This is a genomic window from Actinotalea ferrariae CF5-4 (assembly GCF_000603945.1).
GTDB lineage: Bacteria > Actinomycetota > Actinomycetes > Actinomycetales > Cellulomonadaceae > Actinotalea > Actinotalea ferrariae.
Window position 1 is genome coordinate 1 of record NZ_AXCW01000336.1, and the last position, 3,605, is coordinate 3,605.

At 76.2% G+C, this 3,605-nt stretch carries 4 protein-coding genes; all 4 read left to right on the plus strand.

Translation table 11 applies throughout. The annotated features are described in order from the left end of the window. Nucleotides 1-77: 77 nt before the first annotated feature. Nucleotides 78-815, plus strand: coding sequence for a YceI family protein (locus tag N866_RS17335; RefSeq protein ID WP_052023208.1), 738 nt, complete (start codon nucleotides 78-80; stop codon nucleotides 813-815). A gap of 122 nt (nucleotides 816-937) precedes the next feature. After that, nucleotides 938-1,864, plus strand: coding sequence for a metal ABC transporter solute-binding protein, Zn/Mn family (locus tag N866_RS17340; RefSeq protein WP_034228910.1), 927 nt, complete (start codon nucleotides 938-940; stop codon nucleotides 1,862-1,864). Further along, on the plus strand, nucleotides 1,861-2,691 hold the full coding sequence (locus N866_RS17345) for a metal ABC transporter ATP-binding protein (protein ID WP_081802781.1): 831 nt from the start codon (nucleotides 1,861-1,863) through the stop codon (nucleotides 2,689-2,691). Before N866_RS17340 ends, N866_RS17345 begins: the two co-directional genes overlap by 4 nt. 92 nt (nucleotides 2,692-2,783) lie before the next feature. Further along, on the plus strand, nucleotides 2,784-3,605 hold an 822-nt coding region (locus N866_RS17350; RefSeq protein ID WP_052023209.1), incomplete at its 3' end, for a metal ABC transporter permease.

Genomic DNA, 3,605 nt, shown 5'->3' on the forward strand with positions numbered 1-3,605 from the left:
CTCGCGGTCGCCGCGGCCGCCGTCGTCGCGGTCGCGCTCGCCGCGCGGCGCCGCCCGGTGGCCCCGGAGGAGGCGCGATGAGCGGGACCATCGAGACGGAGCGCCCCCAGGCGGCACCGCCCGAGCACGTCGTGCGGCGCCGGGTCCTCGTGACGCTCTCGGTCGTCCTCGTCGTCGTCGGGCTGTTCGCCGGGGGGCCGTGGGTCTACGCCCGGCTGTTCGCCCCGGACGCCCGGGCGCCGCTGGCCCTGCCGGAGCAGGCGCAGCCCGAGGCCGTCCTCGTGGCACCCGGGCCGCTGGACCTCGAGGGCGCCTGGCGCGTCGGCGAGGGGTCGGAGGCGGGGTACCGGCTGGGCGAGGTGCTGTCCGGGCAGCCCGTGACCGTCGTCGGCCGGACCGACCAGGTCACGGGCAGCATCACGATCACGGACGGGGTGCTCACGGCAGCCGAGGTCGTCGTCGACGTCGCCGCGGTGGAGACCGACGAGTCGGCCCGGGACGCGTACTTCCGCCGCGCGCTCGACACCAGCACGCACCCGCAGGCCGTCTTCCGGCTGACCGAACCGGTCGACGTGGCCGCGCTCGCGGACGCGGGGGAGGGTGTGCCGGTCGAGGCCCCCGGGGTCCTGGTCCTCCACGGCGTCGAGCGGCCCGTCACGGCCTCGCTGGTCGCTCAGCGCGCGGACGGCGGGCTGGAGGTCGCCGGGACGGTCCCGGTCGTCCTCGCGGACCACGGCCTCACGCCCCCGGAGCTCGGCTTCGTCACCGTGGACCCCCAGGGGACCGTCGAGGTGCTGCTGCGCCTGGCTCGCTGACGGCCCCGCCGGGGCCGTGGGGACGCCACCCCTGACGACCCGCTGACGACGCGCTGACGACCCGCCGCGACCCGGTCGGCGCGGGTCTGGCGCACGCGGGGCGGCCGTGATGAGATTTCGGGGTGCCGAAACATCGGACGGTTCTCGCCCTCGCCGGCGCGCTCGCTGCCGCCGCGCTCGCGGGGTGCGCCCTCGCGGCGACGCCCGCGACGCCGTCCGGCTCGCCGCCGGACGACCGGCCCCGGGTGGTCGCCACGTTCACGGTGCTGGCCGACATGGCCCGCGTGGTCGGTGGGGACGACGTCGTCGTGACCTCCGTGACGAAGCCGGGCTCGGAGATCCACGGGTACGAGCCGACCCCGGACGACCTGCGGCGCGCCGTCGGCGCCGACCTGCTGCTGGTCAACGGGCTCGGGCTGGAGAACTGGGTCGGGCGCCTCGTCGAGCCCCTCGGCCTCCCGACCGTGGTCCTCACCGACGGCATCGACCCGCTGCCGATCGCGGGCAGCGACGCGGTCAACCCCCACGCGTGGATGTCACCGCGCGTGGGCGTGCACTACGTCGAGCGCATCGCCCAGGAGCTCGCCCTCCTGGACCCGCCCCGCGCGGACGCGTACCAGCGGCGGGCCGAGGCGTACGGCGCCGAGCTGGAGGCCCTCCACGCCGAGCTCGTGGGCCGGCTGCGCGACCTGCCCGCCGACCGCCGGGTGCTCGTCACCTGCGAGGGCGCGTTCTCCTACCTCGCGCGCGACGCCGGGCTGGAGGAGGCATACCTGTGGCCGGTCAACGCCGAGCGCCAGGGCACACCGCGCCAGGTGGCGGGCGTCGTCCTCACCGTCCGCGACCGCGGCGTCCCCGCCGTGTTCTGCGAGTCCACGGTGCCGCCGACCGCCCAGCTGCAGGTCGCGGCGGAGACCGGTGCACGGTTCGGCGGAACCCTCTACGTCGACTCGCTGACCGGGCCGGACGGACCGGCACCGACGTACCTCGACCTGCTGCGGCACGACGTCGACGTCGTGGTCGCCGGACTGACCGGAGCGACGACATGACACCAGCCCTGGGGGCGTGGCGACGCCCCGACCCGAGCCCGGCGGACGGGCCCCCGACGGGCACGCCCGCGGGCACGCCGGCACTGCGCGTGCGGGGCCTCGGGGTGCGGTACCGCGAGGTCGTCGCCCTGGAGGACGTGGACCTGGAGGTCGGCGTCGGCGAGGCCTGCGGTCTGGTCGGCATGAACGGCTCGGGGAAGTCCACCCTCTTCCGGACCGTGGTCGGTCTCCAGCGTGCGGGGACGGGTGACGTCACCGTGCTCGGCCGCAGCGTGGACCGGGCGCGCGCCGAGGGGCTGCTCGGGTACGTCCCCCAGCAGGACGACCTGGACCGCGACTTCCCGGTCACCGTCCGGGACGTCGTGCTCATGGGCCGGTACCACCGGATGGGCCTGACGCGACGCGCGCGCGCCGCGGACGAGCAGGCCGCCGACGACGCGCTGGCCCGGGTCGGTCTCGCGGACCTGGCCGACCGCCGGATCGGCCGCCTCTCGGGCGGCCAGCGCCAGCGCGCGCTGCTGGCCCGGGCGCTGGCCCAGGACGCCCGGGTGCTCCTGCTCGACGAGCCGTTCACGGGCCTCGACGTGACCTCGCAGGCGGCGGTCGAGCAGGTGCTGCGGGAGCTCGTCGCGGCCGGCGGCAGCGTCCTCGTCTCGACGCACGACCTGGGCTCGCTGCCCCAGCTGTGCTCCCGGTCGGTCCTCCTGCACCGCAGGGTGCTCGCCGCCGGTCCCACGGCGGAGGTGCTCACCCCGGAGAACCTCGCCCGGGCCTTCGGGCTCGACGCGTCCGGGTGGACGGCGACCGGACCGGGGGGTGCCGCATGACGGGCCTCGCGTCGTCGGCCGCCGTGTCGGTGCTCGGCGCGGTCCCCGCCGGGGCGTGGGACCTGCTCACCGAGCCGTGGCAGTTCGCCTTCATGCAGCGCGCCCTGCTCGTCACCGTCGTGGCGAGCGTCGTGTGCGCGCTGCTCAGCTGCTGGCTGGTGCTCATCGGGTGGTCTCTCATGGGTGACGCCGTCGCCCACGCCGTGCTGCCCGGCGTCGTGCTGTCCTACCTCGTCGGGGCGCCGTTCGCGATCGGCGCGTTCCTCTTCGGCGTCGGCGCGGTCGCCCTCATCGGCGCCGTCCGCGAGACGACACGGCTGAAGGAGGACACCGCCATCGGCGTGGTGTTCACGACCGTGTTCGCGGTCGGGATCGTGCTCGTGTCCGTCACACCCAGCCAGGTCGACCTCTCCCACGTGCTGTTCGGCAACGTCCTCGGCGTGTCCGACGCCGACGTGCTCCAGGTCCTCGTCCTCGCCGCGCTCGCGACCGCGGTCCTCCTCCTGCTGCGGCGGGACATCACCCTGTACGCCTTCGACCGCGTGCACGGGCACGTCATCGGCCTGCCCGTGCGGCGGACCGGGGCCCTGCTCCTGGGACTGCTGGCGGTCACCGTCGTCGTCGCGCTGCAGGCGGTCGGGGTGGTGCTCGCCGTCGCGATGCTCATCACCCCCGGCGCGACGGCGTTCCTGCTCACCGACCGCATCCAGCGCATGCTGCTCGTGGCCCCGGCGGTGGCGGTCGGCGCCGCGGTCGTCGGCACGTGGGGCAGCTACGTGCTGGACGTGGGCAGCGCGGGGCTCGTCGTCGTCTGCCAGGGGCTCGCGTTCGCAGTCGCCTGGGCCGTCGCCCGACGGCGGGACCACCGCGCGGCGTGGGCGGGCCGCCGCGCGGACGGGGGCACCGGCGGTCCG

Excerpts from the sequence above, each read along its gene's own strand:
- N866_RS17335 (WP_052023208.1), top strand. The coding sequence starts at position 78 with ATGAGCGGGACCATCGAGACGGAGCGCCCCCAGGCGGCACCGCCCGAG.
- N866_RS17345 (WP_081802781.1), top strand. The coding sequence starts at position 1,861 with ATGACACCAGCCCTGGGGGCGTGGCGACGCCCCGACCCGAGCCCGGCG.